General features: G+C 57.7%; 26 protein-coding genes and 2 pseudogenes. 17 read left to right on the top strand and 11 right to left on the bottom strand.

All coding sequences use genetic code 11. The annotated features are described in order from the left end of the window. Positions 1 to 15: 15 nt before the first annotated feature. The 9 genes and pseudogenes from L0Z65_RS14780 to L0Z65_RS14740 all read left to right on the top strand — a co-directional run bounded on the left by L0Z65_RS14780 (position 16) and on the right by L0Z65_RS14740 (position 9,829). A complete protein-coding gene (locus L0Z65_RS14780) occupies positions 16 to 183 on the top strand; it encodes a peptidase M23 (protein ID WP_405108793.1) in 168 nt (55 codons plus the stop codon). Then, positions 180 to 485 carry an urease subunit beta gene (locus L0Z65_RS14775; RefSeq protein WP_118070172.1) on the top strand — a complete coding sequence of 102 codons (306 nt, stop codon included), beginning with the start codon at positions 180 to 182 and terminating at the stop codon, positions 483 to 485. Before L0Z65_RS14780 ends, L0Z65_RS14775 begins: the two co-directional genes overlap by 4 nt. Further along, positions 485 to 2,223: pseudogene (gene ureC / locus L0Z65_RS14770) on the top strand (urease subunit alpha). Before L0Z65_RS14775 ends, ureC begins: the two are co-directional and overlap by 1 nt. A 12-nt stretch (positions 2,224 to 2,235) precedes the next feature. Then, positions 2,236 to 2,718 (top strand): urease accessory protein UreE, encoded by a 483-nt coding sequence (locus L0Z65_RS14765; RefSeq protein WP_405108789.1) that lies wholly within the window; start codon positions 2,236 to 2,238, stop codon positions 2,716 to 2,718. Beyond that, complete coding sequence (locus L0Z65_RS14760) at positions 2,708 to 3,370, top strand: urease accessory protein UreF (RefSeq protein ID WP_405108786.1); 663 nt, start codon at positions 2,708 to 2,710, stop codon at positions 3,368 to 3,370. Before L0Z65_RS14765 ends, L0Z65_RS14760 begins: the two co-directional genes overlap by 11 nt. Next, positions 3,367 to 3,987 (top strand): urease accessory protein UreG, encoded by a 621-nt coding sequence (gene ureG, locus L0Z65_RS14755; RefSeq protein WP_405108783.1) that lies wholly within the window; start codon positions 3,367 to 3,369, stop codon positions 3,985 to 3,987. Before L0Z65_RS14760 ends, ureG begins: the two co-directional genes overlap by 4 nt. 452 nt (positions 3,988 to 4,439) lie before the next feature. Further along, positions 4,440 to 8,753: a hypothetical protein gene (locus L0Z65_RS14750; protein WP_405108780.1), complete on the top strand. Its 4,314-nt coding sequence runs from the start codon at positions 4,440 to 4,442 to the stop codon at positions 8,751 to 8,753. After that, positions 8,704 to 9,246 carry a hypothetical protein gene (locus L0Z65_RS14745; protein WP_405108777.1) on the top strand — a complete coding sequence of 181 codons (543 nt, stop codon included), beginning with the start codon at positions 8,704 to 8,706 and terminating at the stop codon, positions 9,244 to 9,246. The genes L0Z65_RS14750 and L0Z65_RS14745 overlap by 50 nt, the downstream gene beginning before the upstream one ends. A 40-nt stretch (positions 9,247 to 9,286) precedes the next feature. Continuing rightward, positions 9,287 to 9,829 carry a toxin-activating lysine-acyltransferase gene (locus L0Z65_RS14740; protein ID WP_405108774.1) on the top strand — a complete coding sequence of 181 codons (543 nt, stop codon included), beginning with the start codon at positions 9,287 to 9,289 and terminating at the stop codon, positions 9,827 to 9,829. A gap of 25 nt (positions 9,830 to 9,854) precedes the next feature. Here L0Z65_RS14740 and L0Z65_RS14735 read toward each other — a convergent pair whose 3' ends face one another. The 9 genes from L0Z65_RS14735 to L0Z65_RS14695 all read right to left on the bottom strand — a co-directional run bounded on the left by L0Z65_RS14735 (position 9,855) and on the right by L0Z65_RS14695 (position 15,353). Then, a complete protein-coding gene (locus L0Z65_RS14735) occupies positions 9,855 to 10,490 on the bottom strand; it encodes an SGNH/GDSL hydrolase family protein (RefSeq protein ID WP_405108771.1) in 636 nt (211 codons plus the stop codon). A gap of 123 nt (positions 10,491 to 10,613) precedes the next feature. Next, positions 10,614 to 11,054 carry an energy transducer TonB gene (locus tag L0Z65_RS14730; RefSeq protein WP_405108768.1) on the bottom strand — a complete coding sequence of 147 codons (441 nt, stop codon included), beginning with the start codon at positions 11,052 to 11,054 and terminating at the stop codon, positions 10,614 to 10,616. Positions 11,055 to 11,130: 76 nt separating this feature from the next. Continuing rightward, positions 11,131 to 11,460, bottom strand: a complete 330-nt coding sequence (locus L0Z65_RS14725) for a hypothetical protein (RefSeq protein ID WP_405108765.1) — start codon at positions 11,458 to 11,460, stop codon at positions 11,131 to 11,133. Then, the gene (locus L0Z65_RS14720; RefSeq protein ID WP_096872874.1) at positions 11,457 to 11,846 is read right to left on the bottom strand and encodes a biopolymer transporter ExbD; all 390 of its coding nucleotides are present in this window, start codon (positions 11,844 to 11,846) and stop codon (positions 11,457 to 11,459) included. The genes L0Z65_RS14725 and L0Z65_RS14720 overlap by 4 nt, the downstream gene beginning before the upstream one ends. After that, positions 11,846 to 12,187, bottom strand: a complete 342-nt coding sequence (locus L0Z65_RS14715) for a biopolymer transporter ExbD (protein ID WP_096869637.1) — start codon at positions 12,185 to 12,187, stop codon at positions 11,846 to 11,848. The genes L0Z65_RS14720 and L0Z65_RS14715 overlap by 1 nt, the downstream gene beginning before the upstream one ends. A gap of 31 nt (positions 12,188 to 12,218) precedes the next feature. Beyond that, positions 12,219 to 12,875 (bottom strand): MotA/TolQ/ExbB proton channel family protein, encoded by a 657-nt coding sequence (locus tag L0Z65_RS14710; RefSeq protein ID WP_405108762.1) that lies wholly within the window; start codon positions 12,873 to 12,875, stop codon positions 12,219 to 12,221. Beyond that, positions 12,872 to 13,303, bottom strand: coding sequence for a hypothetical protein (locus tag L0Z65_RS14705; protein WP_096872876.1), 432 nt, complete (start codon positions 13,301 to 13,303; stop codon positions 12,872 to 12,874). Before L0Z65_RS14705 ends, L0Z65_RS14710 begins: the two co-directional genes overlap by 4 nt. Positions 13,304 to 13,330: 27 nt before the next feature. Next, the gene (locus tag L0Z65_RS14700) at positions 13,331 to 13,786 is read right to left on the bottom strand and encodes a hypothetical protein (RefSeq protein WP_405108759.1); all 456 of its coding nucleotides are present in this window, start codon (positions 13,784 to 13,786) and stop codon (positions 13,331 to 13,333) included. Continuing rightward, positions 13,770 to 15,353 (bottom strand): TonB-dependent receptor domain-containing protein, encoded by a 1,584-nt coding sequence (locus L0Z65_RS14695; protein WP_405108756.1) that lies wholly within the window; start codon positions 15,351 to 15,353, stop codon positions 13,770 to 13,772. Before L0Z65_RS14695 ends, L0Z65_RS14700 begins: the two co-directional genes overlap by 17 nt. A 260-nt stretch (positions 15,354 to 15,613) precedes the next feature. On the opposite strand from L0Z65_RS14695, the gene L0Z65_RS14690 reads away from it, so the two are divergent. The 4 genes and pseudogenes from L0Z65_RS14690 to L0Z65_RS14675 all read left to right on the top strand — a co-directional run bounded on the left by L0Z65_RS14690 (position 15,614) and on the right by L0Z65_RS14675 (position 19,412). Further along, positions 15,614 to 16,666, top strand: coding sequence for a hemin-degrading factor (locus L0Z65_RS14690; RefSeq protein ID WP_405108753.1), 1,053 nt, complete (start codon positions 15,614 to 15,616; stop codon positions 16,664 to 16,666). A 41-nt stretch (positions 16,667 to 16,707) separates the two neighbouring features. Next, positions 16,708 to 17,536, top strand: a pseudogene (locus tag L0Z65_RS14685) (hemin ABC transporter substrate-binding protein). 1 nt (position 17,537) lies between these two features. After that, the gene (locus tag L0Z65_RS14680) at positions 17,538 to 18,623 is read left to right on the top strand and encodes an iron ABC transporter permease (protein WP_102897993.1); all 1,086 of its coding nucleotides are present in this window, start codon (positions 17,538 to 17,540) and stop codon (positions 18,621 to 18,623) included. Positions 18,624 to 18,635: 12 nt separating this feature from the next. Continuing rightward, a complete protein-coding gene (locus L0Z65_RS14675; protein ID WP_405108750.1) occupies positions 18,636 to 19,412 on the top strand; it encodes a heme ABC transporter ATP-binding protein in 777 nt (258 codons plus the stop codon). 137 nt (positions 19,413 to 19,549) lie between these two features. On the opposite strand, the gene L0Z65_RS14670 is transcribed toward L0Z65_RS14675, so the two are convergent. Both L0Z65_RS14670 and L0Z65_RS14665 read right to left on the bottom strand, forming a co-directional pair. Then, on the bottom strand, positions 19,550 to 20,275 hold the full coding sequence (locus L0Z65_RS14670) for a tyrosine-type recombinase/integrase (protein WP_405108747.1): 726 nt from the start codon (positions 20,273 to 20,275) through the stop codon (positions 19,550 to 19,552). A gap of 38 nt (positions 20,276 to 20,313) precedes the next feature. Continuing rightward, positions 20,314 to 20,856, bottom strand: a complete 543-nt coding sequence (locus L0Z65_RS14665) for a hypothetical protein (protein WP_405108744.1) — start codon at positions 20,854 to 20,856, stop codon at positions 20,314 to 20,316. A 41-nt stretch (positions 20,857 to 20,897) separates the two neighbouring features. Between L0Z65_RS14665 and L0Z65_RS14660 the strand changes: the two genes are divergently transcribed. Genes L0Z65_RS14660 through L0Z65_RS14645 form a run of 4 tightly spaced genes read left to right on the top strand, consistent with a single transcriptional unit; the run spans position 20,898 to position 23,421 of the window. Further along, positions 20,898 to 21,434, top strand: a complete 537-nt coding sequence (locus tag L0Z65_RS14660) for a helix-turn-helix domain-containing protein (RefSeq protein WP_405108741.1) — start codon at positions 20,898 to 20,900, stop codon at positions 21,432 to 21,434. A 4-nt stretch (positions 21,435 to 21,438) separates the two neighbouring features. Continuing rightward, entirely contained in the window at positions 21,439 to 21,735 is a 297-nt protein-coding gene (locus L0Z65_RS14655) for a hypothetical protein (RefSeq protein WP_405108738.1), read from the top strand. A 4-nt stretch (positions 21,736 to 21,739) separates the two neighbouring features. After that, positions 21,740 to 22,639, top strand: coding sequence for an HNH endonuclease (locus L0Z65_RS14650; protein WP_405108735.1), 900 nt, complete (start codon positions 21,740 to 21,742; stop codon positions 22,637 to 22,639). Beyond that, a complete protein-coding gene (locus L0Z65_RS14645) occupies positions 22,639 to 23,421 on the top strand; it encodes a DUF3800 domain-containing protein (protein WP_405108732.1) in 783 nt (260 codons plus the stop codon). The genes L0Z65_RS14650 and L0Z65_RS14645 overlap by 1 nt, the downstream gene beginning before the upstream one ends. Positions 23,422 to 23,587 lie beyond the last annotated feature (166 nt).

The following is a 23,587-nucleotide window of genomic DNA, read 5'->3' as shown; positions in this document are numbered from 1 at the left end:
AGGAGATCCAGACCCATGACACCGCGCCCTGCATTCTTCACTCTCTTGCTACTGATCGGCAGCCCGGCCCTCGCCCATGGTGGAGCACATGTTCACCCCCACGGCGCGGAGACATGGCTTCTGGCGGCCTTGCTCGCAACCGTGGTGATTGGCTGTGCAAGCCTTCTGTGGCGACGCAAATGATCCCCGGCGCACTCTTCCCCGCTTCGGGCCATCTGGAGCTGAACCCGGATCACCCCGTTACCCGTCTGATGGTGGCAAACACCGGCGATCGACCGGTGCAAATCGGATCGCACTACCATTTTGCCGAGGCAAACCCGGCGCTCGACTTTGACCGGGATGCCGCACGGGGCCAGCGTCTTGATATTGCAGCGGGCACCGCCGTGCGGTTCGAACCGGGCCAGCGCCGCGAAGTGCAGCTGATCCCGATATCCGGCGCACGGCGCATCTTTGGCTTCAATGCTGCCATCATGGGGGATCTCTAATGCCATCCCAAATCACCCGTGCCGATTATGCAGCGATGTTTGGCCCGACAGTAGGCGACCGCCTGCGCCTGGCGGACACCGATCTGGTCATCGAGGTAGAGCGCGATCTGATCGCCGAAGCCAGCGGAGGCGGCAAGGCTCTCCGCTATGGCGAAGAGGTGAAATTCGGGGGGGCAAGGTGATCCGCGACGGCATGGGCCAATCGCAGGCCAGCCGCGTCGAAGGGGCAGTCGACACGGTCATCACCAACGCGCTGATTGTCGATCATAGCGGGATCTACAAGGCAGATGTGGGCCTGAGAGACGGGCGCATCGCCGCCATCGGCAAGGCAGGCAACCCGGACACACAACCCGGCGTTACGATCATCATCGGGCCGGGAACCGAGATCGTCGCGGGAGAGGGACGGATCCTGACCGCAGGCGGTTTTGACAGCCACATCCATTTCATCTGCCCACAGCAAATCGAAGAGGCGCTGCATTCCGGCCTGACCACCATGTTGGGGGGCGGCACGGGGCCCGCCCATGGAACCCTTGCCACCACCTGCACGCCGGGGCCTTGGCACATCGGACGTATGCTGCAGGCGGCGGATGCCTTTCCCATGAACATGGCCTTTGCGGGCAAGGGCAACGCCTCGCAGCCCCGCGCACTGGAAGAGCAGATCACCGCAGGTGCCTGCGCGATGAAGCTGCATGAGGATTGGGGCACCACCCCGGCGGCCATTGATTGCTGTCTGTCAGTGGCAGACGCGATGGACGTGCAGGTGATGATCCACACCGACACGCTGAATGAATCTGGCTTTGTCGAACATACCGTTGCAGCACTGAAGGGCCGCACCATCCACGCCTTCCACACCGAGGGCGCGGGTGGCGGTCATGCGCCGGACATCATCAAAATCTGCGGAGAGGCGCATGTTCTGCCCTCCTCCACCAACCCCACACGTCCGTTTACCGTCAACACCATCGAAGAGCATCTGGATATGCTGATGGTCTGTCATCACCTCGACAAATCAATCCTCGAAGACGTCGCCTTCGCCGAAAGCCGCATCCGCCGCGAAACCATCGCGGCAGAGGACATCCTGCATGACATTGGCGCCTTTTCGATCATAGCCTCGGACAGTCAGGCCATGGGCCGTGTCGGCGAAGTTCTGATCCGCACCTGGCAAACTGCTGACAAGATGAAAAAGCAACGGGGGCGCCTGCCGGAAGAGACCGGAGAAAACGACAATTTCCGCGTCCGCCGCTATATTGCAAAATACACGATCAATCCGGCCATCGCCCACGGTATCGCCCATGAAATCGGCAGTATTGAGGTCGGGAAGCGGGCTGATCTGGTGCTGTGGAACCCTGCGTTCTTTGGGGTAAAGCCTGAAATGGTGCTGCTCGGCGGCTCTATCGCGATGGCACAGATGGGTGATCCCAATGCCTCCATCCCCACACCACAGCCTGTCTATTCCAGGCAGATGTTCGCAGCCTACGGCCGCTCAGTGGAAAACTCCGCCGTCACCTTTGTGTCAGAGGCAGCTGAAGCAGGCGGAATTCGCCAACACCTTGGCCTCGCCAAACAGACCTGCGCGGTCAGGAACACGCGCAACATTGGTAAATCTGACCTGAAACTCAACACCGCCCTGCCAGAGATTAATGTCGATCCGGAAACATATGAGGTCCGTGCAGATGGCGAACTTCTGACCTGTGCCCCGGCCGATGATCTGCCGATGGCCCAGCGCTATTTTTTATTCTGACGGAGTTCTCGGATGTCCCTCCCCCTAAGCCAGCACAAAATCCACGCGCATGATACCGATGACCAGATCACCCTAAGCTATGAGGACCGGTTCCTGCGCCGCAAAGTGTTGACCAGCGATAGCGGCTTGCGGTTTCTGGCCGATTTTCCGTCCACCCAATCTCTGGATGCAGGCGACGCCTTCGTGCTGGACGACGGGCATAAAATCGGTGTTCGCCCGGCAAAGGAGGAGCTGCTGGAAGTGACAGGCGACCACATCCTCCGTTTGGCCTGGCACATCGGCAACCGTCATATGCCCTGCCAGATCGAGGCCAATCGCCTGCTGATCCAGCGCGACCATGTGATCCGGGACATGCTGAACAAGCTTGGCGCAGCATTGCGCGATGTAGTGGAACCCTTCACCCCAGAGGGCGGGGCCTATGGCCATGGCCGTACCCATAGCCATTCCCACTCCCATTCTCATGGTGACGGGCACGAGCACTCCCATGCCCACTAGTGCACAATTGCTGACCTTGGCACAGTGGTTCTCTCCCGGCTATCCGGTGGGGGCATTCAGCTATTCGCATGGGTTGGAATGGGCGATCACCTCCGCTGCGGTCAGCACAGCAGCCGAATTGCAGGACTGGATTGAAACAGTTCTGCGGGACGGCGGTGGCTGGTCTGATGCTCTGTTCCTCGCTGCGGCCTATCATGCCCCGCATACTGGTGCCGTGGCGCAGATCGACGCACAATGTCGCGCCTATGCACCATCGCTGGAGCGTCTTCGCGAAACCGACCTGCAAGGAGCGGCCTTTTGCCAGATCACCCGCACCGTGTGGCCGGAAACGGACCAGAACGGCATACCCACCAAGCTCACTTTTCCCGTCGCTGTTGGCTATTCGGCAAACTGCTGTGCCCTGCCCTTGCAGGCGACCATCGCGCTGTACCTGCAGGCCTTTGCCGCGAACCTTGTGGCGGCGGGCCAACGTCTCGCCCCCATCGGACAGAGCAGAGCACAGGCGATTACCCGCGCCCTTGCGCCGCTTTGTGAGGACATTGCCGAGCAGACCAACGCAGGCGATCTCGCACAGCTGTCCTCTACCAGCTTCCTTGCCGATATCGCAGCAATGAAACACGAAACCCAGCATTCAAGGATCTTTCGCACATGACCACTCTCAACGGACCCCTGCGTATTGGCATCGGTGGACCAGTCGGTGCGGGCAAAACCACCCTCACCGCAGCGCTCAGCGAAGTGTTTCGCGACAGCCACTCCATCGCGGTGATCACCAATGACATCTACACACAGGAAGACGCCGAGGCGCTGATGCGCCAACAGATCCTGCCACAAGACCGGATTCTGGGGGTGGAAACCGGCGGCTGTCCCCATACCGCCATTCGCGAAGACGCGTCCATCAATCTTGGTGCTGTGGCCGAGCTGCGCGACCGCCATCCAGATCTTGAACTCATCCTGATCGAAAGCGGTGGTGATAACCTATCGGCCACATTCAGCCCAGAACTCGCCGATCTGACAATCTATGTGATTGATGTTGCCGCAGGTGAAGAAATCCCACGCAAGGGCGGTCCTGCGATCACCCGCTCGGACATTCTGATCATCAACAAAACCGATCTGGCGCCCCATGTCGGTGCGGATCTCTCAGTGATGGAGCGCGATGCGAAACGTATGCGCAACGAACGTCCCTTTGTCTTTGCCAACCTCAAGGCCCGCGACGGTGTCGACGCCATCCGCAGGCTGATCTGTGACTTGGCGGGCCTAGAACTGACGTAGCACACAGGCCCGTCGCAAACGGCCAGCAGCCGATCAGGATTCAACCTGAGCGTGCTCATTCGCGTGCCATCAGCATGCCCGATCAGGGCACAGCACCCGCACCTTTGAAGGATCCGACATGCCCCATCGCCGGAGGTGATTCGTCGATTTTGTGAACATGTGATGTAATTTAGAATATGCGTCACTACGGCTGAGCGCTGCGACAACTGCCCTTGCAGGTCAACAGGTTGATACGTCCGGCCACCATCCTTGATCGCACTTAGTCTCAACTCAGCGGCTTCTGATAACCCCTTGAACCTTAGCGCGTTATTCGTACTTTTCGCGATCTGGCCTTATTCAATTTCGCATTCTGGACATACGATGACGGCGGCGCTTTTTTCAGCGTTTGCGTGCACGGCACAACCGTGACGAAACCGGATCACACTCTGCCCCCGTCAGAAAGGTCGCATTATATGCTGAACGAAGAACAAGCCGCTATCCTGGAAACCTCAGTCATTGCATATGACACGATCTTTGCGGATCTGGGACCGGAGGCGCGGGACTCGTTTCGCGATACGGTTCAGACATTTCTAGAATCTGGGATCGCCATTCCAGAGGTCAAGTCGATCAGCAAGGCGACCAACTACTCGAACTGGAACTACAATCTGGTCAAAAGCCTGAAAGGGAAAATCGCCGGAAAGGATCTGACCGGCGAGGATGAAGACAACAACGTGGAAGCCCAATGGGCGGAGTTTGTCGCCAAAGACCTGAAAATCGTTGGCAAGATCGTCGCGGCCGTCGAACAACAGTACGCCGCGGGTGAACTGGCAAACACCAATGAACAGTTCATCAACTCAATCAAGGGCACTGTCACCGACGACATTTCGAAGCTGAATGTCGAGCTTGATGTCCTGCGGGCGCAACACGACCGGCTGAGTGATCCAAACCACCCGGATTTCGATGCGGCGGCGGCTGATAAGATCAGCAAGGAAATCTACCGCACCAACGCAGTGGTGGATGCTGCTGAAAGCCTTCAGACAAAACTCGCGACCTTCTCAAAAGGCGGCGACATTGGCGAACACACCGCAAACCACGCAGAGTATCTGCAAGCCCGCATCGACGCGCTGGAGATCTCTCGCCAGGAAAAGCTTGAAGAATACAAGACCTACGCTGCCGAGACCTACACCGGCAGTGATATCCTTGCCGCCAACAAGAAGGCCGAACTGGAAGCGGTTTCGGCAGAGTCACTTGATCTCATCAATCTGAAAGAAAAAACTGAGGGGTTTGAGGAATACAGCAGCACCGTGCGCACGGCGTCGCTGAAGGCGGGCGTCAATGTGCTGAGCACCGGACAGGCAATTTCGGCCTTTGCGGTGAAACCCGACAACACACCCGAGGGCCATGCCGCAAATGCCGGTTTCCTGGGTGAGGCCGCGCTGGGGGCGGGCGGTGATATTCTTGAGGCCGCAGGGCACCTCAAATTCGCCAAGGGGGCAAAGGGCTTTGCCGCGCTGTCACTGGTTGGCGGCGCCGCTGGGAGCTTTGTGCCGACGGCCAAGCTGCTGGCAGATCCCGACTTGCCAGATGAGACCCGCAAGATCGTACAGGCCGAGGTCGGTCTTCAGGGCACGGCACTGGCCTTTGCAACGGTTGAAAACGTGCTCGGCATTGCGGAACTGGCGGTAAAGGCGGGCAGCAAGGCCGCCAATGTGCTTGGCAAGGCAGTACCGGTGATTGGTGCCATCGGGTCCGTCGTCGGGGCCATCAACCCGGCAAAATGGGCCGAGTTCGACCAGAAACAGGACCGGATCGACGCGATCCAGAAATCCGACACCTACAGTTCAGGTCTTCTCAGCGATCTGTTGCAGGAATCCAAGGACGCAGAAGCCGCGTTTTACGGTGTGACCACCGGGCTTGATGTTGTCACAGGGGTGACGTCCGGTGTGCTGGCCGCAACCGGTGTGGGTGCGCCCATCGCCGCTGCTGTGGGGCTGATTGGTGGCGCGATTTCTGCCATTGTCGGCGCATTTGAACAGGTTGCGCTGGAAGGGATCGCCGACAAATACGCCGAGAAAATCCGGACCGATGAGAACGGCAATGAACAGACCGTCGAGGACTTCTTTGACGGTAGTTTCGACCAAAAACAGGAAAAGACCAAAGCCCACTACACCGATTTCTTCAGTGATCTGGTCGCCGATGAAGACGTTGATCAGGTGATTGCGCTGGGAGGGCAAGGGCTGGATGTCACCGATGTCGAGCTGGCGGCAATCAGCAAAACAAGCGGCGAGCTGAACAAGACCGCCAAGAACTATGTTGAGACCTTCACCAGCAATGGATGGCAGACCGGAAACCGGTCCCTTAGTCCAACTGAAGGTAGCGATATCAATGTCATTCAGTTGCCCAACGCCAATGGTGCCAAATCCTATCTAACGTTCACGACGCCACTGTTCTCCGCCGGGACTGAGGAAACTAGCCGCGAAGAAACCGGCAAGAATGAATATCAGACAACGCTGAAGATCACCGACTTGTCCGGCTGGAATATCCGCGATTACGGCGCCAACCAAACCACCTTCAACATGAGCAAAGTCGTGTCCAGTGCAGAGGATCGCATGGGCAACAAGATGGAGATCGGGATCGACATCGATGCGGGCGGCGGCGATGACACCCTGTTCTCATACGAAAGCCAGGTCACCTTTGATGGTGGCAGCGGGCAAGACACCGCCTCTTATGCACGGCTGTCAGAAGACGAGCTGTCGCGCGGGCTGTCGATCTCTAGTTCTGACGGCACCACCTATGTGTATAAGAACCTCAAAGCCGGTTCAAAATACTACCAGGAGTCCATCGACTCCCAGACAACCAATCACGGCAAGCGCACCGAAGTTGTGCAGTTCCGCAAGGTTGGGCTGGATGAGCGCAGCGAGGCGCATTCCGTCAGAGACACCCTTAGCAACGTTGAAATTCTGCATGGCTCGTCTCTGGGCGATTACATGTATCTCGACACATCGACCCAGCTTGAACAGGTGTTCGGCTTTGGCGGTGATGACCAGATCAACGTCGGCGCGGCCATTCAGGTTGTTGGCGGTGGTGAGGGTGACGATCTGATCAACCTCGACCACGCGCTACTGGAGAGCTACTGGAGCGGTCAGAAGGAGGAGCTCTATCTTGATGGTGGCGCTGGCGACGGGGACACACTGGGCCTGAGCTCCGAGAGCTTCAAACGTTTGGTAGACGAGCTGGAAACTGACCAGATCCGCGAACAAACCGCATCTGAGATGGCCGAAGCCCTGATCCCTCTGGTGACCGACAACCGGGATGAAGAGGTTGCGAAAACCGCGGCTTCGCTCACCAATATCCTGCGCAGCACTGATGACACTGCGCTGAAACAACTCAACGTATGGAACACCGAAGCCGCGCATATCACGCTGGAACAGGAAGGCGTCGAAGGAGACACGATTGTTCATTCGCTGTCGGACTACCGCGAGGCGATCAACAACGGCATTACCAATGTGAATGCCGACGGGACCACAACTGAGCTGGATATCAGCGTCGATGTTGCGGGGAACCACTCCGTTGCAATACTCGGGACTGAACACAACGATACGATCAAGGGGTCATGGAAAGATGATTACCTCTATGGCGGTGCCGGGGATGATCAATTCAGCTACAGCAATATCCACGGCGGCAATGATATCCTGGTCGGAGGCGAAGGCCGGGATGTCTACAACATCACCTATTTCCCGGCCAGCTATGGAGGCGGCAGCCAGGGTCACCACCTGATCACCGGTCCAGAAGCTGAGGACATCAAAGGTGACGTCCTCAACATCCATATGCGCGAAGACGGGGATATCTGGTTCAACTCATATGGCGACGATCTGGTCATCTCACTTGGTGCGCACTCCTCTTTCACCGTTCAGGACTATTTCATTGATCGTCCGGGCCTGAGCACCAGCACCCAGGTCTCCAGCAGCAGTTGGGCCGGGTGGACCACCCAAGACGGGCTGTCGCAGGCGGACCTTGATACCATCCTGCAGGACGGCAACAGCGCCAGCACCTTCCGGGTCAATGTGGTCACCTCCAATGGTGCGGATGTCAATTTCCGCCACGGCGCGCTTGGGGCTTTCGACAGCACCTCAGCCGCGGCACCCAACAACGCCTTCAGCACCCTGCGCGCAAATTATCACGCGTTCCGGAATTCGGACGACATTTGGGCAACGCACCGCGACAACGGCGACAGCCCATACAGCAGCACATTCGCCGATGCGCTGGGGCAGGCACGGGATGCCCAGACCGGCGGTGCAGTTCTGACCGCCGGGGGGCTTGCGACATTGGAAGACATGCTTGCCAACCGTGATGGCAACTACAATGTTCTGCTCGGAGACGCGGGCCAGAACAAAATAGTCGGTGATATGGACGCCAACCTCATAAGAGGCGGTGCGGGCGCCGATACGATTTCAGGTGGTGCCGGAAATGACCTGATCGACGGGGGAGCGGGTGCAGATAATCTGGATGGCGGGGCAGGATTTGATGTCCTCAGCTACGAAGGCGCCACCAACGGCATCATTATGTATTTTGACAATCCAGCTAAGGGTTGGTCTTCGGTGGTCGCTGACATCGTAAACGGCACTCCAGCCCAATCCAGCGAGAGCATTGACAACTTCGAAGGCGCCATTGGGACCAGCTTTGCCGATGTCCTGGTCGGGAATGACGGTGCGAACTTCTTCAAAGGGGGCGCTGGCGATGACGTCATTGCTCGGCTACGGCGGAGACGACACCATTCATGGCGGTGAGGGGACAGACACGCTGAACGGCGGTGATGGCTTTGATGTCCTCAGCTACAAGGGTCATTCAACCGCAGTGCGGATCAAACTGGCAGAGCAGACCTCGGAGTTCATTCCCTCGCCGACCAACTATGTTGCTGGCGATCAGATTTCAGAGTTCGAAGGCGTCACTGGCACTGATTTCGATGATGACCTGAACGGCACCACAGGGCGCAACCTGCTCGAAGGTGGCGCGGGCAACGATCGGCTTGCCGGGGGGGACGGGTTTGACACCTTCGTCTTCCGCGCAGGCCATGGCAATGACCGGATCACCGATTTCACCGTCGGTGAGGACAAGCTGATGTTTAATTTCGGCGGTTCGGTTGATGACTTTGACATCTCAGTCATAGAAAGCGCAAATGGAGAAGAAACCCACACCCGTATCCAGACCGCAGACGGCCTGATCGATCTGTTCGGCGTGGAAATTGACGAGCTGGGGGCGAATTCCTTTGTCTTTGTCTGACGCCACGACCGCAAGACCGTCACAGCAGGAAAGCAGGACCATGGACCAACAGCAGAACTTTCAAACCTATGGCAAGATTGCCTGGCTGTGGTCCAATTCCGTCCTGCACCGGGATTGGACGGTCAGCCAGCAGGCAGGATTTATCCTGCCTGCCATCGCCAATCAGCAGTATTACATTGTTGAAAAGGACGGCTTTCCGGTGGCCTATTGCAGCTGGGCACTCCTTGATGAGGACACCGAGTCCGCCTACATCCTCAATCCCAACCACCTCAACCCTGATCGCTGGACCAGCGGTGACCGGCTCTGGTTCATTGACTGGATTTCTCCGTTCTCCCCGAAATACTCCTGGACCCTGCGCAGCGCGCTGGTGAAACGCTACCCCGACAAGGTCGCGCGCGCGTTGCGGGTCAAGAAAGACAATGAAACCGCCCGCATCGCCTCCTTCACTGGACACGGGCTAGAGAAAGCGCAAAGTCGCGCAATCAAACGGCAATACTACGAAGACATGGTCGAAGGATTGGCCAATAACCCCGAGCTGGGCAAGGATTTCTTCCTCTCCGGCCTGAATGCTGGCGATGAATGACGGGCATCGGAATAGAGAGCCGCAGTCAACGTATAAGAACAGGCGCCACGAGATCGGCGATGCGACCTGACCCGCGCAGGGACGGGTGAACGCGATCCCTGGAAAAGAGGGAGAGATCGTCGGATCGGAACACCGAATCCAAGTCCAAAACGATTACCCCCGGATCTGCGGCTGCCATGCGATCCAGGCGCTCTTCCAATATTCGGTATGGCGCAACGCAGATTGTCCCGGCGTATCGCGGAGCAGTGTAATAGTCCAACCAGACCACGCGGGATCCACGGCGGCGCAGTTCCGCAACCAGCTCAGGGATTGCCCCCTTTGTTCCGCTCTCAGAGATCAGCCGATCAAGCACGCTGCCGCAGACCCTGCAGCCACACCCACTTCCACTCAGGTCATTGGCTCCGCCGTTCAACACCACCCAATCCGCTGCAACACCGTTCAGCTGAGAGGGAATATTCAACGCTCCACCACCCCCGACAAGCCGTGCAAACGACAGCGACACATCTCCCACCGGCTCCCCCAGCCGCCTCGCGAGCCCGTCTGCAACCGAGCCACCGCCGCCGCGATTCCAGGCCATAATAGAATCTCCAGCCACAACGATACGCGCTTCATCTGGCACGCTCCGACCACACGCACAAAGAAGCAGAAGGCCCAAAATCATCAAATGTTTCATACAGCTGACGTAATACGGGTCGGCTCAGGATCAAACCGGCACAACATGGCAACGTCAGTTCTACTTTCGCCGACGCGTGGGTAGGTGAACAATCTGCCGTATCACGACAAGCTATTTGCCTTTGATTCTGACCGTGTAGGACGGCCTGATGCCCTTGGGTGGGGGCGGGAACGGCGCGGCGCGGTGAACCTGCGCCAATGCAATGTTGTCCAGCTTTGGAGAGCCCGAACTTTTCGCAATGCGGGCGGAGGCCAAAGCGCCGCTGCCAGTGATCGTGAACCGGACCAGCACTGCCCCGCGAATGTTCACCCGCTGACGTTTGGCACGCATTACACGCCGCAACACCTTGCCGCGGTAATTGTCTGCCGCCGCATTGCCCTGTTGCTTGGCCGTGCCCGGGGATGTTTTGGCTTGCCCGAAGTGTTTTGGAGCAGTTCCCGACGCCGTTCCCGCCAGGGTATTCTGCTCCGCGTTATTCCCACGCCTCTGCACTCTTTTGGGATTGGGCCGGGGCTTTGGTTCCGGTTTGGCGTCCGGCAGCGGCTCAAGCACCTCCGGTTTTGGTGCTGCTGTTGCCGTTTCAGCTGGACGTGGTTCCGCCGGTTTCTGCGACGGGCTTGGCTCGACCTCAAGAGCCGAGCAGGATCGGAACGGCGCCAGTCGGCGGGGGCTGCACGGCGGATTGCACGGCTTCTACCACAACCTTCTCGACCTGCGGTGACAACGTGGTTGCGGCGGGGGCTGTGGCGATGTCTGCATCCGGCAACTCCTTGGCATCAATCGGCGTATCAACCCCCTGTACCAAATCGGCAAAGGAAAAACCCTGGGCGGCGAGGCCAGTATTACCACCGCTGATTTCTGCCTTGTCAGGCACACTGAGCTGCGCCATGCCTGCATGGCCCGCTGCGGCCAGAAACAGCGCGAACACGCCGATGAGCCGGGAGTGTGGCACCGTCATTGCAACGCTCTTTCCGAAACCAGCAGCACATTTTGCGCCCCGGCAGCGCGCAATGCGTTCCCCAGTTTCACCAGATCCCGGGCCGGTAAATCGCGATCCGGAACAATCCGCACTTCGGCGCGCTCCTCTTCGGTCAGCATCGCAGCATATGTGGCGGCATCCGCCAGCACTTTGCCGCGCAGGGTGAGCCTGCCATCAGCATGCACCACCAAGGCATCCGGTGGTTCCCGCCCCTCCAGATCCTTGGCCTCAATCAGGGTGACATCTTTGTCGAGCGGCACCGCCAAGGTGCCCGCGATCATGAAGAAGATCAGCATCAGAAAAACGATGTTAATCAACGCAATCGTCGGTTCCTTCTGCGCCGCTGTATGTTGCCGGATACGCATCAGCCCAGCACCACAGCTTGGAGATCCGCCACCTGGCGCAACTGCGTGAGCAAATCGACCAGGCGTTGTGACGACGCCCCCTCGCTTGGGCTGATCAAAACCAGATGGCCGTCGCCAGCCTGCGGCTGCAGGCGGATCAGATCGGCAATGCGGCTAAGGTCAGCTGGCTGCGCGTTCAAGGTCAGACTGTCTTCCCCCAGCTTGACAAACAGCATCTGCCGCTCACCCCTGTCAGGTCCGCGCCCTGCCGCCATCAGTTCAATCTCGCCGAACTTTGAAAATGTAGACGTCAGCATGAAGAACAGAAGCAGCAGAAAAATCACATCAATGAGCGAGGTCATCGAGAGCCTGCCGCGACGCGCGCTGTGCAGTTTAAGTGCCATGCGCCACCTGAAGAGGCTCTCTTGGCCGGGTCTGGGCTGTCGGGGCAAAGATGGTGCGCAGAGCACGATTGGCAAAGACCCTCTCGCGCTGCATGCGGGCGGTGAGCCAGCTGAGCACAAGCGAGGTGGGCATAGCGACAGCCAGCCCTGCCGCCGTGGTCAGCAAGGCCACCCAAATACCACCCGCAAGCAGTGAAGGGTCAACCGACGCGCCTGCCGACTGCAGTTTCTGAAACGCCTCAATCATGCCGATCACCGTGCCGAAAAGCCCCAGCAGAGGCGCCAGCTGTGCCACCATGTCCAATGCCCCCAATCCGCGTTCCAACTGGGAGAAACGTTCTTCTGCTTCGGCGTCAGCACGCTCGGCCAGCATTGTGTCTTGTGTACCTGAGAGGGCCAGCCGCATCACCGGGACCAGATAGGACTGACTATGGCTCAGCTTGTCGAGGGCGGCCTCTCCTTCGCCGCGATCCCAGGCTGCGACCGCAGAGGCCAACGCCTTATGCTGGCCGACACGGGCAGAACGGTATTGCCAGATCTTGTAGAGCACCAGTGCAGTGGTCAGGACCGAAACTGCCAGCAACAGCAAGACCACCGGTCCGCCCAACTCCAGCACCTTAGCAAGGGCATCCTGAACAAATGTCATCCTGCCAGCTCCATCACCCTGCTGCTCAGCAAAAGCCCGCGGCTGCAGGCACCGTCCGGCAGCCCATCGCCGGAGCAGGTATCGGCACCGTTGATCAGGACCCGACTGATGCCGTCACAGGTGTGAGGAAACTGGAACTGCCGCACGCGCAGGCGCCCGGCAGGCAGATCCTGAAAATCGAGAAGCGTGAGCCGCGCCACTTGTCCCTGATCATCGAACAAGACGGTCTCATAGACCGCCTTGCCGATGTCCGCCTTGTGGCCATTTTGCACAACAAAGGACAGTTTACAGGCCTCGCCGACCGGTTCGGCGTCACTCAGCTCGATGGTGACCCCTGCTTTGTCCGGCTCTTGCGCTGCGGCGCCGCCTGCTGCTGCCAGCACAGCGGCCAGCAGCAGGGGTTTTCCGGTTTTCAATCCAAGTGTCATGGAACACCTCTCGATTTGCCTTTGGGATCAGAAGGTTTTGGAAACCGTCAGCTTGAAATTGCGCCCGGCCGCAGCACGGGTTGAGAGTTGGGTCTGATACTGTTTGTCAAAAACGTTCTCGACGCCGAACCGGATTTCGGTCCCTTCAAGCATGCCGTTTTGCGGCCGGAAGGTCGCGCGCAGGTTATTCACTCCGTAACCAGGCAAGGGACCGCTCCCATTGATGGCATTTGTACTTTCTGCAGCCACCACTTCCCAGCTCAGATCCAGCGTGTCGTTGAAACGCTTGCCAACTGTCAGCGCGGCGGAACCAACCGGGGCCAGAGTATACTCTGACACAGTGCCATCCGGGCGCCGTTGTTCACCATCTGCAACGGTTCCGTTCAGGTCGAAATAGAGGCCGTTCGCCATGCCGTAAGACGCTTCGACTTCGAAGCCGTCGACATCCACCTGTGTCAGCACATCGCTAAGCAACCCGAACATCGCTCAGGTTGGTGTCATAGTAATTGACCTTAAAGGCCAACTGATCGCCGGAGGTAAAGACATCCTGGTTCTGATAGGAGAAACCAGCCTCATAGGTGGTCCCGATTTCCGGCACCCAGACCGAAGGATCCTTGTCCAACCGATCAATGATCGGGAGAACCTCAGTGTATGCGGCGCTCGCAAAGACGGCAAAGCCACTGTCGAACTCATAGCGCGCCGATAGCCCACCCATCAGAGCATCGTTCTTGATCTCGCCGTTATAGGGGTCGGTGGCCCCGGGGGACACAGTGTCCGTCCCCTTCAGGTCCTGCGTTTCATACCGCAGGGCTGGGGTCAGCGTGAAACGGTCGCCAAACTGAATGTCGTCCACTGCAAACAGCGCGATCCTGCGGTCGGTGCCACCAGGGGCCGAATTCGCATCAAGGCGTTCACGGTTTGTAATCTCCAGACCAAGCCGCAGATCGTGGGAGGCGATGCCGGTGTCAAAATAGCTGGTGTTCTTCAACTGCAGTTTGGTGGTTTTATAGTTGTGATCCGCGTTCAACAGATCTGACACAGAGGCATCACAGCCTGGGAACCCAGCGCAACTGCCAACGACATATGTGCTGTCAATGTCCTGTTCCGCATAGGTCAGGGTCGCCTCAAAATGGATGAGGTCGTTGTCAACCGCATCGAATTCGTAGCGCAATCCGGCGGTCCGGCTGTCTGTGATCCGATCCACATCGCCGAAGTAGAACCCGCCACCTGAAGACGCGCCCAGAATGTCATAGGGCACGCTGTTGTCGTCCGAATGGGTGACATTATACCAGGCACTCAGGGCATGCTCGCGGGAATCCCCGAATGTGTAGCGCCCCTTCGCCAGATAGGAATAGTTCCGAAAGCCACTATTTGCGGTTTCAACACCATCGCCATCCTCGTAGGAATCATTGTCACGGACTGTGTAGTTCAGAAGAAATTCCAGATCCTCTGTTGGCTGCACAGCCAGAATGGAGGATGAGGCCCATCCGGTGCCGTTGGACTGTGCCTCCAGAGTCTGCCGGAAGCGTGTACCGATTTCGCCACCGGTGAAGTCAGAGGCATCCTTGGTTTCCAGCTGTACGACACCGCCGACAACGCCGGATCCATACTCATAGCTGCCGACCGTACCGCGGATGACCGAGATTTCCCTGTAGAGTGCGGGATCTGTGAATAGCTGGTTACCAATCCGATAGATCTCTTCGCCGCCAGTGGTCGCCCCATCAATGGTGATCAACACGCGCGGGTTAGCCCCGTAGGTCCCGTCAGCGCCAAAGCCACGGATCGAAATACCGGAAGACTGCGGGGTGGTGCCATTCACCAGTGTCACACCTGGTACGGATTCAACCAATTGGGCAATTGTTGCCGCTTGCCGGTCGTCGATTTCCTCTTGGTTGATAACAGTGAGCGGCACCCCGGTGTCGGTCTGCACCTCGCGCTTGCCTGCGCTCAGCTCAATCGTCCCCAGAAAATCGCCGTCTTCCGCAATATCCTGTGCCGCCACGCTGTTTGCACTGGCTAGCAGGCCCAACACAGATACGGTGCTCAGCAACCGCCATCCCTTTTGGTATTTCCCCATCTCGCGTCCCTTCGCATTAGTCTAGTTCGGTGAACCAAATGCTTGCGGCGGGGCTGGCCTGGTCGTTTGTCTGATAGATCTGGTGGAATCATAAATTCCGCTTGTGTCTGTTATTAAAGCTGATAAAAACAGTCAACAAATTTAATGCACCGTAAAATGCGGTGGCCAGCTCTCGCGCGGCACGTTCCGCCACTGCCAGCCTCTTCTAGGACGTCTTAGTAGAAAGGGCTGTGATGACCGCCTCAACCATGACACCAGCTGCGATCCGTGCGGCGCGCGCAGAGCATGCAAACCTGAGAGATCGCGATTTTGCCGACAAATTCGGCATTGCCGAAGGCCAGCTGGTGGCGGCCTATGTCGGTGCAGGCGTCTCGCGCATTCAGGCCAGCCCGGATGAAATCATGCCGCGACTTGCGCCGCTGGGTGAGGTTATGGCCCTGACCCGCAACCCATCCTGTGTGATTGAGAAGGTTGGCATCTACGAAAACTATCACTCAGGCCAGCACGCATCGATGATCCTCAATGATGCAATTGATCTACGCTTCTTCCCCCGGCATTTCGTCTCAGCTTTTGCGGTGGAACGCGAAACGGACAAGGGCACCAAACGGTCAATTCAGATCTTTGATGCAGCGGGCGACGCTGTTCACAAGGTACATCTGCGCGAGACCTCGGATGTGGATGCCTGGCAGCGGTTGGTTGAAGAATTGACTCTGGAGGAACAGAGTCAGGAACTGGCCGTAGAGCCGCGCAAACCGACAGAAGCTGCAAAAGCAAACCCGGAGAAAGCAGACATCCTGCGCGCTGAATGGGCAAAGATGACGGATACCCATCAGTTCATGCGGCTGACATCGAAGCTGAAGATGAATCGACTGGGCGCCTACCGCATTGCGGGGGAACCGCTGGCTCGCAAGCTGGACCCGACTGAGGTCAATAAGATGTTGTTCGCGGTGCAGGATCAGGAACTCGAAGTTATGTTCTTTGTCGGGAATATGGGATGCATCGAAATCCATGGTGGCCCGATCCGCAATCTGCGTGAAATGGGTCCATGGCAAAATGTCCTCGACCCCGGGTTTGATCTACATCTGCGCATGGACCACATCGCTGAGGTTTGGGCGGTGACCAAGCCCACCCAGCGCGGAGACGCGGTGTCCGTCGAAGCCTTTGATGCCGAGGGCGGCATTATCTTTCAGGTCTTTGGCCGTCGGACCGAAGCCAAAGATCACCGACCGGAATGGAATGCCATCGTTGAAAACCTGACGTCCTTTGCTATGAAAGAACCTGCGTGATGTCTGTATTCAGCCGTCTGTTCTTGGGGCTTAATCTGCTGATGGCAGGGCTGCTAATCGGCAGTATTGCCTTGGCAGAGACGCCCAAACGCATCGTCTCTGTCGGGGGCTCGGTGACCGAAATCATCTACGCTCTTGGTCAGCAGGATCGGCTGATCGGTCGCGACCGAACCTCCACCTACCCTGCAGCAGCACTGGCGTTGCCGGATATCGGATACGCGCGGGCATTGTCCCCTGAAGGCGTGCTGTCGGTTGCCCCCGACATGATTATCGCGATCGAAGGCGCTAAGCCCGCCTGAAACGCTGGACGTCCTCAAAAGCGCTCAAGTTGACTACGTTTCGGTGCCGGAGATCTTTTCCGCAGACGGGATCACAGCCAAGATTCGCACCGTTGGTGCGGCATTGGGCAAAGAGGCCGAAGCCGAAGCCTTGGCGCAGACCGTGACGCGAGACCTCAGATCCGCAGAAGCAGAGGCCGTATCGGTTGCCGGGGAGCATCCCAAAAAGGTGCTGTTCATTCTCTCGACACGCGGCGGCAGGATCATGGCGGGCGGTGCAAACTCGGCGGCCGACAGCATCATCCGAATGGCTGGCGCCGTTAATGCGGTGACGGACTTCGACGGGTATAAGCCGATGACGGACGAAGCGGTGTCGAAGGCTGCGCCGGATGTGATCCTGATGATGGACCGTGGCGGCGACCATGGCGCCGCAATCGAGGACTTGCTTGCGCTGCCGTCCATCGCGCCGACCCCCGCAGCCCAAACCGGCAAGGTGGTCCGCATGAACGGCCTGCATTTGCTTGGCTTTGGGCCGCGCACCGCATCCGCAGTCACTGAACTCAACCAGGCACTCTACAGCGAGGCAGACTGACATGGCGCTCGCCGCGGATACCCCCAACAGCGGTGTCACATCGCTGGGCGCTATCGACCGCCGGGTGCAGGCGCGGAGGTTGACCGTCGTTCTGGCTTTGCTGCTGGCCGTGATGTCTGTTTTGTCCTTGGCCTGGGGCGCGTCAGGCACGTCGCTATGGGGGGCATTGCGGGATCTGGCGACGGGACGCGACCTGTCGCGACTGGATCAGATTGTTCTGTTCGATATCCGCTTACCACGTCTGTTCTTGGGTATTTTGGTTGGGTCCGCCTTGGCCGTTTCCGGCGCTGTGATGCAGGGGCTGTTTCGCAACCCGCTTGCGGATCCAGGGATTGTCGGTGTCAGTGCTGGCGCGGGGCTAGCAGCGATCTGTGCAATTGTCTTGGGTGCCTTTCTGCCTGCCATGCTGCGCGATACGGTTGGCAACTACCTTGTCCCCATCGCCGCATTTCTCGGCGGCTGGGGGTCTACACTCATTCTGTACCGTGTCTCCACACGCAGGGGGCAGACCTCGGTCGCCACGATGCTGCTGGCAGGCATCGCGCTCGGCGCACTTTCAGGGGCTCTGTCGGGAATTCTGGTCTACATCGCAGATGACAACCAACTGCGCGACCTCACTTTCTGGGGCATGGGTTCGCTGGCCGGTGCAACCTGGTCAAAGGTGCTGGCAGCATCCCCCATCATTGGCGTCGCTCTGCTGGCTCTGCCAGCCCTGTCGCGCGGCCTGAACGGGCTGGCGCTGGGAGAAGCGGCGGCAGGGCATATCGGCATTCCGGTGCAACGGGTCAAAAATATCGCAATCCTCATAGTCGCGAGCGCCACCGGAGCCTCTGTTGCGGTCTCCGGCGGCATCGGATTTATCGGCATCGTCGTCCCGCATCTGCTGCGTTTGGCCAGCGGACCGGACCACCACAGCCTGTTGCCAAATGCCGCCCTTTTGGGTGCATCGCTATTGCTGGCGGCAGACATGATCTCGCGGGTGATTATTGCCCCAGCCGAGCTTCCGATTGGCATTATCACAGCCGTTCTGGGCGCCCCGGTGTTCCTGTGGATCCTGCTGCGCCGCTTCGGCAGCACGGGCCTTTGAGCGGAGAACCCGATGGAAGCTTTTGACATTACGGTTAAACTTGGCCACCGCACGATTTTGCATGGCATCGACTTTGTCGCACGACCAGGTGAGGTGACGGCAATCGCAGGCCCAAACGGCTCTGGCAAAACCACACTCCTGAGGGCAATGACCGGCGAGGTGCCCTTTACCGGCCAGGTCTTGATGAACGGCCAAGACACCGCTGCGATGAAACCTTGGGAGTTGGCCGCAATCCGGGCCGTTCAACCGCAATCCGCCGCAATCGCCTTTCCCTTCACAGTGGTGGAAATCGTACGGCTCGGGCTCTCCGCAGGTCTGGCCGCGGCGGACAAGGAGCTACCGCTCAGGGCGCTGGAACAGGTCGATCTGGGCGGGTTTGCAAACCGGTTTTATCAAGATCTCTCCGGCGGCGAACAGCAGCGTGTACAGCTGGCCCGGGTGATGACCCAAGTCTGGGAACCGGTGGTAGAGGGCATCCCGCGTTGGCTTATTCTGGATGAACCCGTGGCCAGCCTTGATATCGGTCATCAGTTCACCGTGATGGATCTGGCGCGTGACTATGCAGCGCGCGGCGGCGGTGTTGCCGCAGTGATGCACGATCTGAACCTGACCGCCATGTATGCCGACCAGATCACCCTGATCCATGCCGGACATGTCGCCGCCAGGGGCACCCCGCAGGAGGTTCTAACCAGCCAAACCTTGGAACACGCCTACGGTTGCCCCGTCCCGGTCAACAGCTTGCCCCGATCCGGTGTTCCCTTCCTTCTGCCACAGGCGCGCCAGATCTGACATAGCCCCTCCCAAAGGAGGGAAGAGATCATCTTGCACACACCGACGAATGAGAAAAATAGCACAGCCAACAGAATGGCGACCCCGGCAGGATTCGAACCTGCAACCTGCCCCTTAGGAGGGAACCGTTCATAGCGCTATTCCTTTTGAGATTTCTTACTGTTGGGTGTTTGTACAGCATAATCCTGTACGTGGTTTGTACGAAAACGGGCCCTGATGTCGGCCTCATCGGTCTCTGCGTGGGCATAGATCCGCATGGGCAGATTCGGGTCTGACCAGCGGCCAGCCTTGGCTGCGGTGACCGGGTCTACACCTTGGCGCACGACTAGCTCAGTGAAGAACCCATGCCGACCGGCGGGATGCGCTGACAGGTACGGAATGCCCGCGCGCTTGCAGATTGTCTTCCAGCGCGTGTTGTAGCCTGTCGAGCTGCCATAGCCGAAAACACGCGCCTTCATCAGTTTGCCAGTCTTGCGGTTCTTTGGGCGTTTTGGCGGCAACGCGAGCAGCTCATCCATCATCTGAGGCGAGACAGCAATCCAACTTTCTGGATGTCCTTTCTGCGCTTTCACGCGGACTTTGTTTTCGTGCGGTCGAAGGTCATCAGGCTCCAAAGATACAGCCTGATCAATCCGTGCTGCCGTCTCAAACATGAAACGGACTAGCGCGGCGTTGTACGGATCAGCAGCACGGCAAAAGGCTTCGATCCATTCCTTGTCAGCTGGCGTGCGCTCGACGCGGCTAAGCTTCCCGCGCCGTTTGTCCTGTGCGATCCGCTCAAACTTATCGTAGGGTTTTACACGGATCAGCGGCGTGCCTTCCAGCTCGTGGGCGTTGTTAATCACAGCACTCGCGGGCGTCACGATTTCACGCCACCAGGTATCGGTCGACGCTTTGGGTTTCAGCTTTGGCCGAGGCTCTTCAATAGCGCACCTGAAATCGCACTTAGCGACAGGTCTCCGATTGCTTCGACAATAGGGATCAACTGCTTTGCCGCCTTAGGCGACGCGTTGTAGAGCATGATTGCATCGGAGAACGTCTTGCTTTGTTCATCGCCCACGACATAGCGACGGATCTGCCGTTCGGTCTCATGGTTTATCCAGTCCCGTGCGCCCTCTTCTGAAGATGCCTTAGTGCTTCGCCTGTATGGGCTTAGCGATTGGCCTGCCGTTGTATTCAATCCACCCCTTGGCCCAGTAGACACGGCCCCTCTTGTAAATTTGGAGCGGCATGACTGGCCTCCTTCAAAAATCGTATCAATCTGCGCGGGCGTGATCAGCATGGTTCGCCCAAGGCGATAGAATGCGCCCGTCTCATTTGCTCGCTCGCGCAACGTACGCTCTGAAATATCGATCCCCATCCCCGCCATGACTTCAACCCACTGCGCGGGCGTTTTTCCAAGCCCCAGGATATGAGAGCTGCCTGAATAGTTGGTCTCTGCCATTTCAGTCGTCCTTGTCCGCTTAAGTTGAATCGGCGACACGCATGGAATCGCTTGTTCTGCACCTTCTGACGTGGTCAGATGTGTTTAACCGTAAATGTTCGTCATTTTTTGCAAGATTCGCTAATTTCGACGAAGTAATCAAATGGAAAATGCAGATGCCGCAGAAACATGCTGATCTTTTTGCTGCAATGGGTGCTCGTCTCACCATTGCTCGCAATGAAATCGGTTTCTCACAAGCGGCCATGGCGGAAGCTATCGGTGTCTCACCGCGCGCGTATCATAGCTACGAAAAGGGCCAGCGCGGAATGCCTGTTGAAGCCCTAGTCGCGATGGGTCAGCGGTTCGAGGTAGACGTGCCCTGGCTACTACTAGGCACCAAATCCATTCGGGCCGGGCATGATTTCGAAGCGCTCAAACACATTGAAAGCTCGCTGGATAAGCACCTCACCGACGAGGGCATAAAAATCAAAAGCGAGAAGCGCGGCGCCATCGTCGCCCGTTGGTATCAATCGCATATCGAAGGCCGTGAAGTGACAGATGACGACGTGCACACATGGATCGAGTTGGTAAGGGATTAATCTGATGAACAAGGCAAGCAAACGCTGGAATATGTTGCGACATTCGGTCTTGGAGCGCACTCGCCGTGAGGTGATCGAACCCCTTGGGCCGCTTTACTCGATCTTACTTGGAACCAGTGTGTTTTACCTGATTGGCTTGGGCCAACTATCATTGGCACAACAGTCTGCCGAATACTCGGTTTTGGCTGCCATCCTGATTTTTGCGATCGCCGCAGCTGGCTTGGCGCTTCCATTTTTGACAGGTGCGGTACTGACCCTACGCGCGGCCGATCGAAAACTGGAACGTCTTCAACGCGATTGATCCGATGGCTTTCGGCATCTTCATTCATCGCAGCGACTCGATCTACGACGACATTCCCTCGGAGCGGTATCAGTTTCCCAAGCAATACCTCTCGCGTGCCCAACAGTGCGAAGGGGATTGGATCGTCTACCTGGAGCCAAGCAAGGTCAAAGAGACCAAAGGGTATTTTGCTGTCGCCAAAGTGCAGGAAATCATTCCGGATCCAAGGAAGCCGGACATGTTCTTGGCGGTCATCGAGCCAGGAACGTATCTTGATTTCGGCGACCCTGTTTCATTTCGAGACGAAAACACAATCGTCGAACAAGGCTTGTTGAACGATCAAGGTAAGATTTCCGGGCGCGCGCAAGCCGCGGTCAGAACCCTTTCCGCTGAAGACTTTGCTCGAATTATCGAACGTGGCCTTGGACGGGATGAGGACATCCTGCCACGCGTGGGTGACATGATGCAGTTGCCAGGGTTTCAAGACGCACAAACACCTTTCCAACACATGCCTGCACGGGAACGCGTCAACCAGCTGACCAATCGGGCGGTTCGCGACCGCAATTTCAGAAAGAATGTCCTGCGCGCCTATGGCGAACGCTGCGCCATCACTGGCTTGCGCCTGATCAATGGTGGTGGTCGCGCTGAGGTGGAAGCCGCTCATATCAGACCAGTAGAGCATGACGGCCCCGACATCGTTAGCAACGGGCTCGCCCTGTCCGGAACTGCGCATTGGATGTTTGATCGCGGCCTCGTTGGGTTGGCAGACGACCTGACAATTCTGGTTTCCCGTCAAAGTAACGACATCGAAGCAGTGACATCGATGATCAACTCGTCCGGCAAGATCTTGGTGCCGGGCCGCCTCGCTAACCGGCCAAGGTCTGAGTTTGTAACCTGGCACAGAGAGAATTGTTTTAAGCAGTAATGGCCTATCTATTTTTAGATGACAGCAAGCATCATAGATCCGGATTCTCACTTGCCGCATTCGCCATTTGTGATGTGGATCCCACAGAAGAAATTAGCGCCCTTTTTCGAAAGCACGGCTTCGACCCAAGTACGTTCGAGTTCAAGTCTTCAGCGACAATGAAAGATGACAATGATCTTCAAGCGCTGCGTGACAGCTTGAAGCACTTTATCGCACGCAACTGCCAAATGGCCCTGTGCGTTGTAGATAGTGCGGAAGACACTAGGAAATTAGGCCCAGCTTCGTTGACGCTTTTGCGTAGCGCACTGAAGCATCCCTTGCTCGAGGGGCGGCAGCATGAGGTCTTCTTTGATGAAGGCCTCTTCAAACATAAAAGTGCGGCCGAGGCTTTAGTTGCAGGCGATCCGGAGCTCGCAGGCTGCATCTTCCACTTTGAACAGGATTCCAAGGCGGTCATGGGCATCCAACTTGCGGACATTATCGCCCATACGTGCAGCATTATGCTGTTGGAAGCACTCGGTGACATTACCAAAAAGGTGATCGTTAACGCCCCTGGCGACAGCATATATGATGGTCTCGAGGTCGAGCTCGGCTTCGAGATGTGGGCAGGGATCCGCTACGCATTTCTCAGCCAAAACAAGCAGAACCCAAAAGACGATTTCGACCTAGCAAACGTCGACGTTTATCCTTGGGGGTTATTCATTGATGACAGCGTCAACGAACGAATTGCTCCTGCGGCGATGGACCGATTTGGGGAGAACTATTTGGGTTGTATTCACTGAGGGTTCTAAGCGGACATAGAAGCTCCTAGCGGGAAACGTTGGCTTTGCTAGGAGAGAAGTGCGAGACGCCATTCGTTGACCTCCAATGTTGGTTGATCAAAAACTCCACATGACTGAAAAGACAATCAAAAATTAAACCGATACAGACAAAGAGGCGAGCACCCAA

The sequence above is a fragment of the Phaeobacter sp. BS52 genome (assembly GCF_045040595.1).
GTDB lineage: Bacteria > Pseudomonadota > Alphaproteobacteria > Rhodobacterales > Rhodobacteraceae > Phaeobacter > Phaeobacter piscinae.
Note: the sequence above shows the minus strand (reverse complement) of the source record. Positions and strands in the feature narration are given on the sequence as shown.

Bases quoted from the DNA above. Each gene is read 5' to 3' on its own strand.
- L0Z65_RS14780 (WP_405108793.1), top strand. From the start codon at position 16: ATGACACCGCGCCCTGCATTCTTCACTCTCTTGCTACTGATCGGCAGC.
- L0Z65_RS14775 (WP_118070172.1), top strand. From the start codon at position 180: ATGATCCCCGGCGCACTCTTCCCCGCTTCGGGCCATCTGGAGCTGAAC.
- L0Z65_RS14765 (WP_405108789.1), top strand. From the start codon at position 2,236: ATGTCCCTCCCCCTAAGCCAGCACAAAATCCACGCGCATGATACCGAT.
- L0Z65_RS14760 (WP_405108786.1), top strand. From the start codon at position 2,708: ATGCCCACTAGTGCACAATTGCTGACCTTGGCACAGTGGTTCTCTCCC.
- ureG (WP_405108783.1), top strand. From the start codon at position 3,367: ATGACCACTCTCAACGGACCCCTGCGTATTGGCATCGGTGGACCAGTC.
- L0Z65_RS14750 (WP_405108780.1), top strand. From the start codon at position 4,440: ATGCTGAACGAAGAACAAGCCGCTATCCTGGAAACCTCAGTCATTGCA.
- L0Z65_RS14745 (WP_405108777.1), top strand. From the start codon at position 8,704: ATGACGTCATTGCTCGGCTACGGCGGAGACGACACCATTCATGGCGGT.
- L0Z65_RS14740 (WP_405108774.1), top strand. From the start codon at position 9,287: ATGGACCAACAGCAGAACTTTCAAACCTATGGCAAGATTGCCTGGCTG.
- L0Z65_RS14735 (WP_405108771.1), bottom strand. From the start codon at position 10,490: ATGATTTTGGGCCTTCTGCTTCTTTGTGCGTGTGGTCGGAGCGTGCCA.
- L0Z65_RS14725 (WP_405108765.1), bottom strand. From the start codon at position 11,460: ATGACGGTGCCACACTCCCGGCTCATCGGCGTGTTCGCGCTGTTTCTG.
- L0Z65_RS14720 (WP_096872874.1), bottom strand. From the start codon at position 11,846: ATGCGTATCCGGCAACATACAGCGGCGCAGAAGGAACCGACGATTGCG.
- L0Z65_RS14715 (WP_096869637.1), bottom strand. From the start codon at position 12,187: ATGACCTCGCTCATTGATGTGATTTTTCTGCTGCTTCTGTTCTTCATG.
- L0Z65_RS14710 (WP_405108762.1), bottom strand. From the start codon at position 12,875: ATGACATTTGTTCAGGATGCCCTTGCTAAGGTGCTGGAGTTGGGCGGA.
- L0Z65_RS14705 (WP_096872876.1), bottom strand. From the start codon at position 13,303: ATGACACTTGGATTGAAAACCGGAAAACCCCTGCTGCTGGCCGCTGTG.
- L0Z65_RS14700 (WP_405108759.1), bottom strand. From the start codon at position 13,786: ATGTTCGGGTTGCTTAGCGATGTGCTGACACAGGTGGATGTCGACGGC.
- L0Z65_RS14690 (WP_405108753.1), top strand. From the start codon at position 15,614: ATGACCGCCTCAACCATGACACCAGCTGCGATCCGTGCGGCGCGCGCA.
- L0Z65_RS14680 (WP_102897993.1), top strand. From the start codon at position 17,538: ATGGCGCTCGCCGCGGATACCCCCAACAGCGGTGTCACATCGCTGGGC.
- L0Z65_RS14675 (WP_405108750.1), top strand. From the start codon at position 18,636: ATGGAAGCTTTTGACATTACGGTTAAACTTGGCCACCGCACGATTTTG.
- L0Z65_RS14665 (WP_405108744.1), bottom strand. From the start codon at position 20,856: ATGGCAGAGACCAACTATTCAGGCAGCTCTCATATCCTGGGGCTTGGA.
- L0Z65_RS14660 (WP_405108741.1), top strand. From the start codon at position 20,898: ATGGAATCGCTTGTTCTGCACCTTCTGACGTGGTCAGATGTGTTTAAC.
- L0Z65_RS14655 (WP_405108738.1), top strand. From the start codon at position 21,439: ATGAACAAGGCAAGCAAACGCTGGAATATGTTGCGACATTCGGTCTTG.
- L0Z65_RS14650 (WP_405108735.1), top strand. From the start codon at position 21,740: ATGGCTTTCGGCATCTTCATTCATCGCAGCGACTCGATCTACGACGAC.
- L0Z65_RS14645 (WP_405108732.1), top strand. From the start codon at position 22,639: ATGGCCTATCTATTTTTAGATGACAGCAAGCATCATAGATCCGGATTC.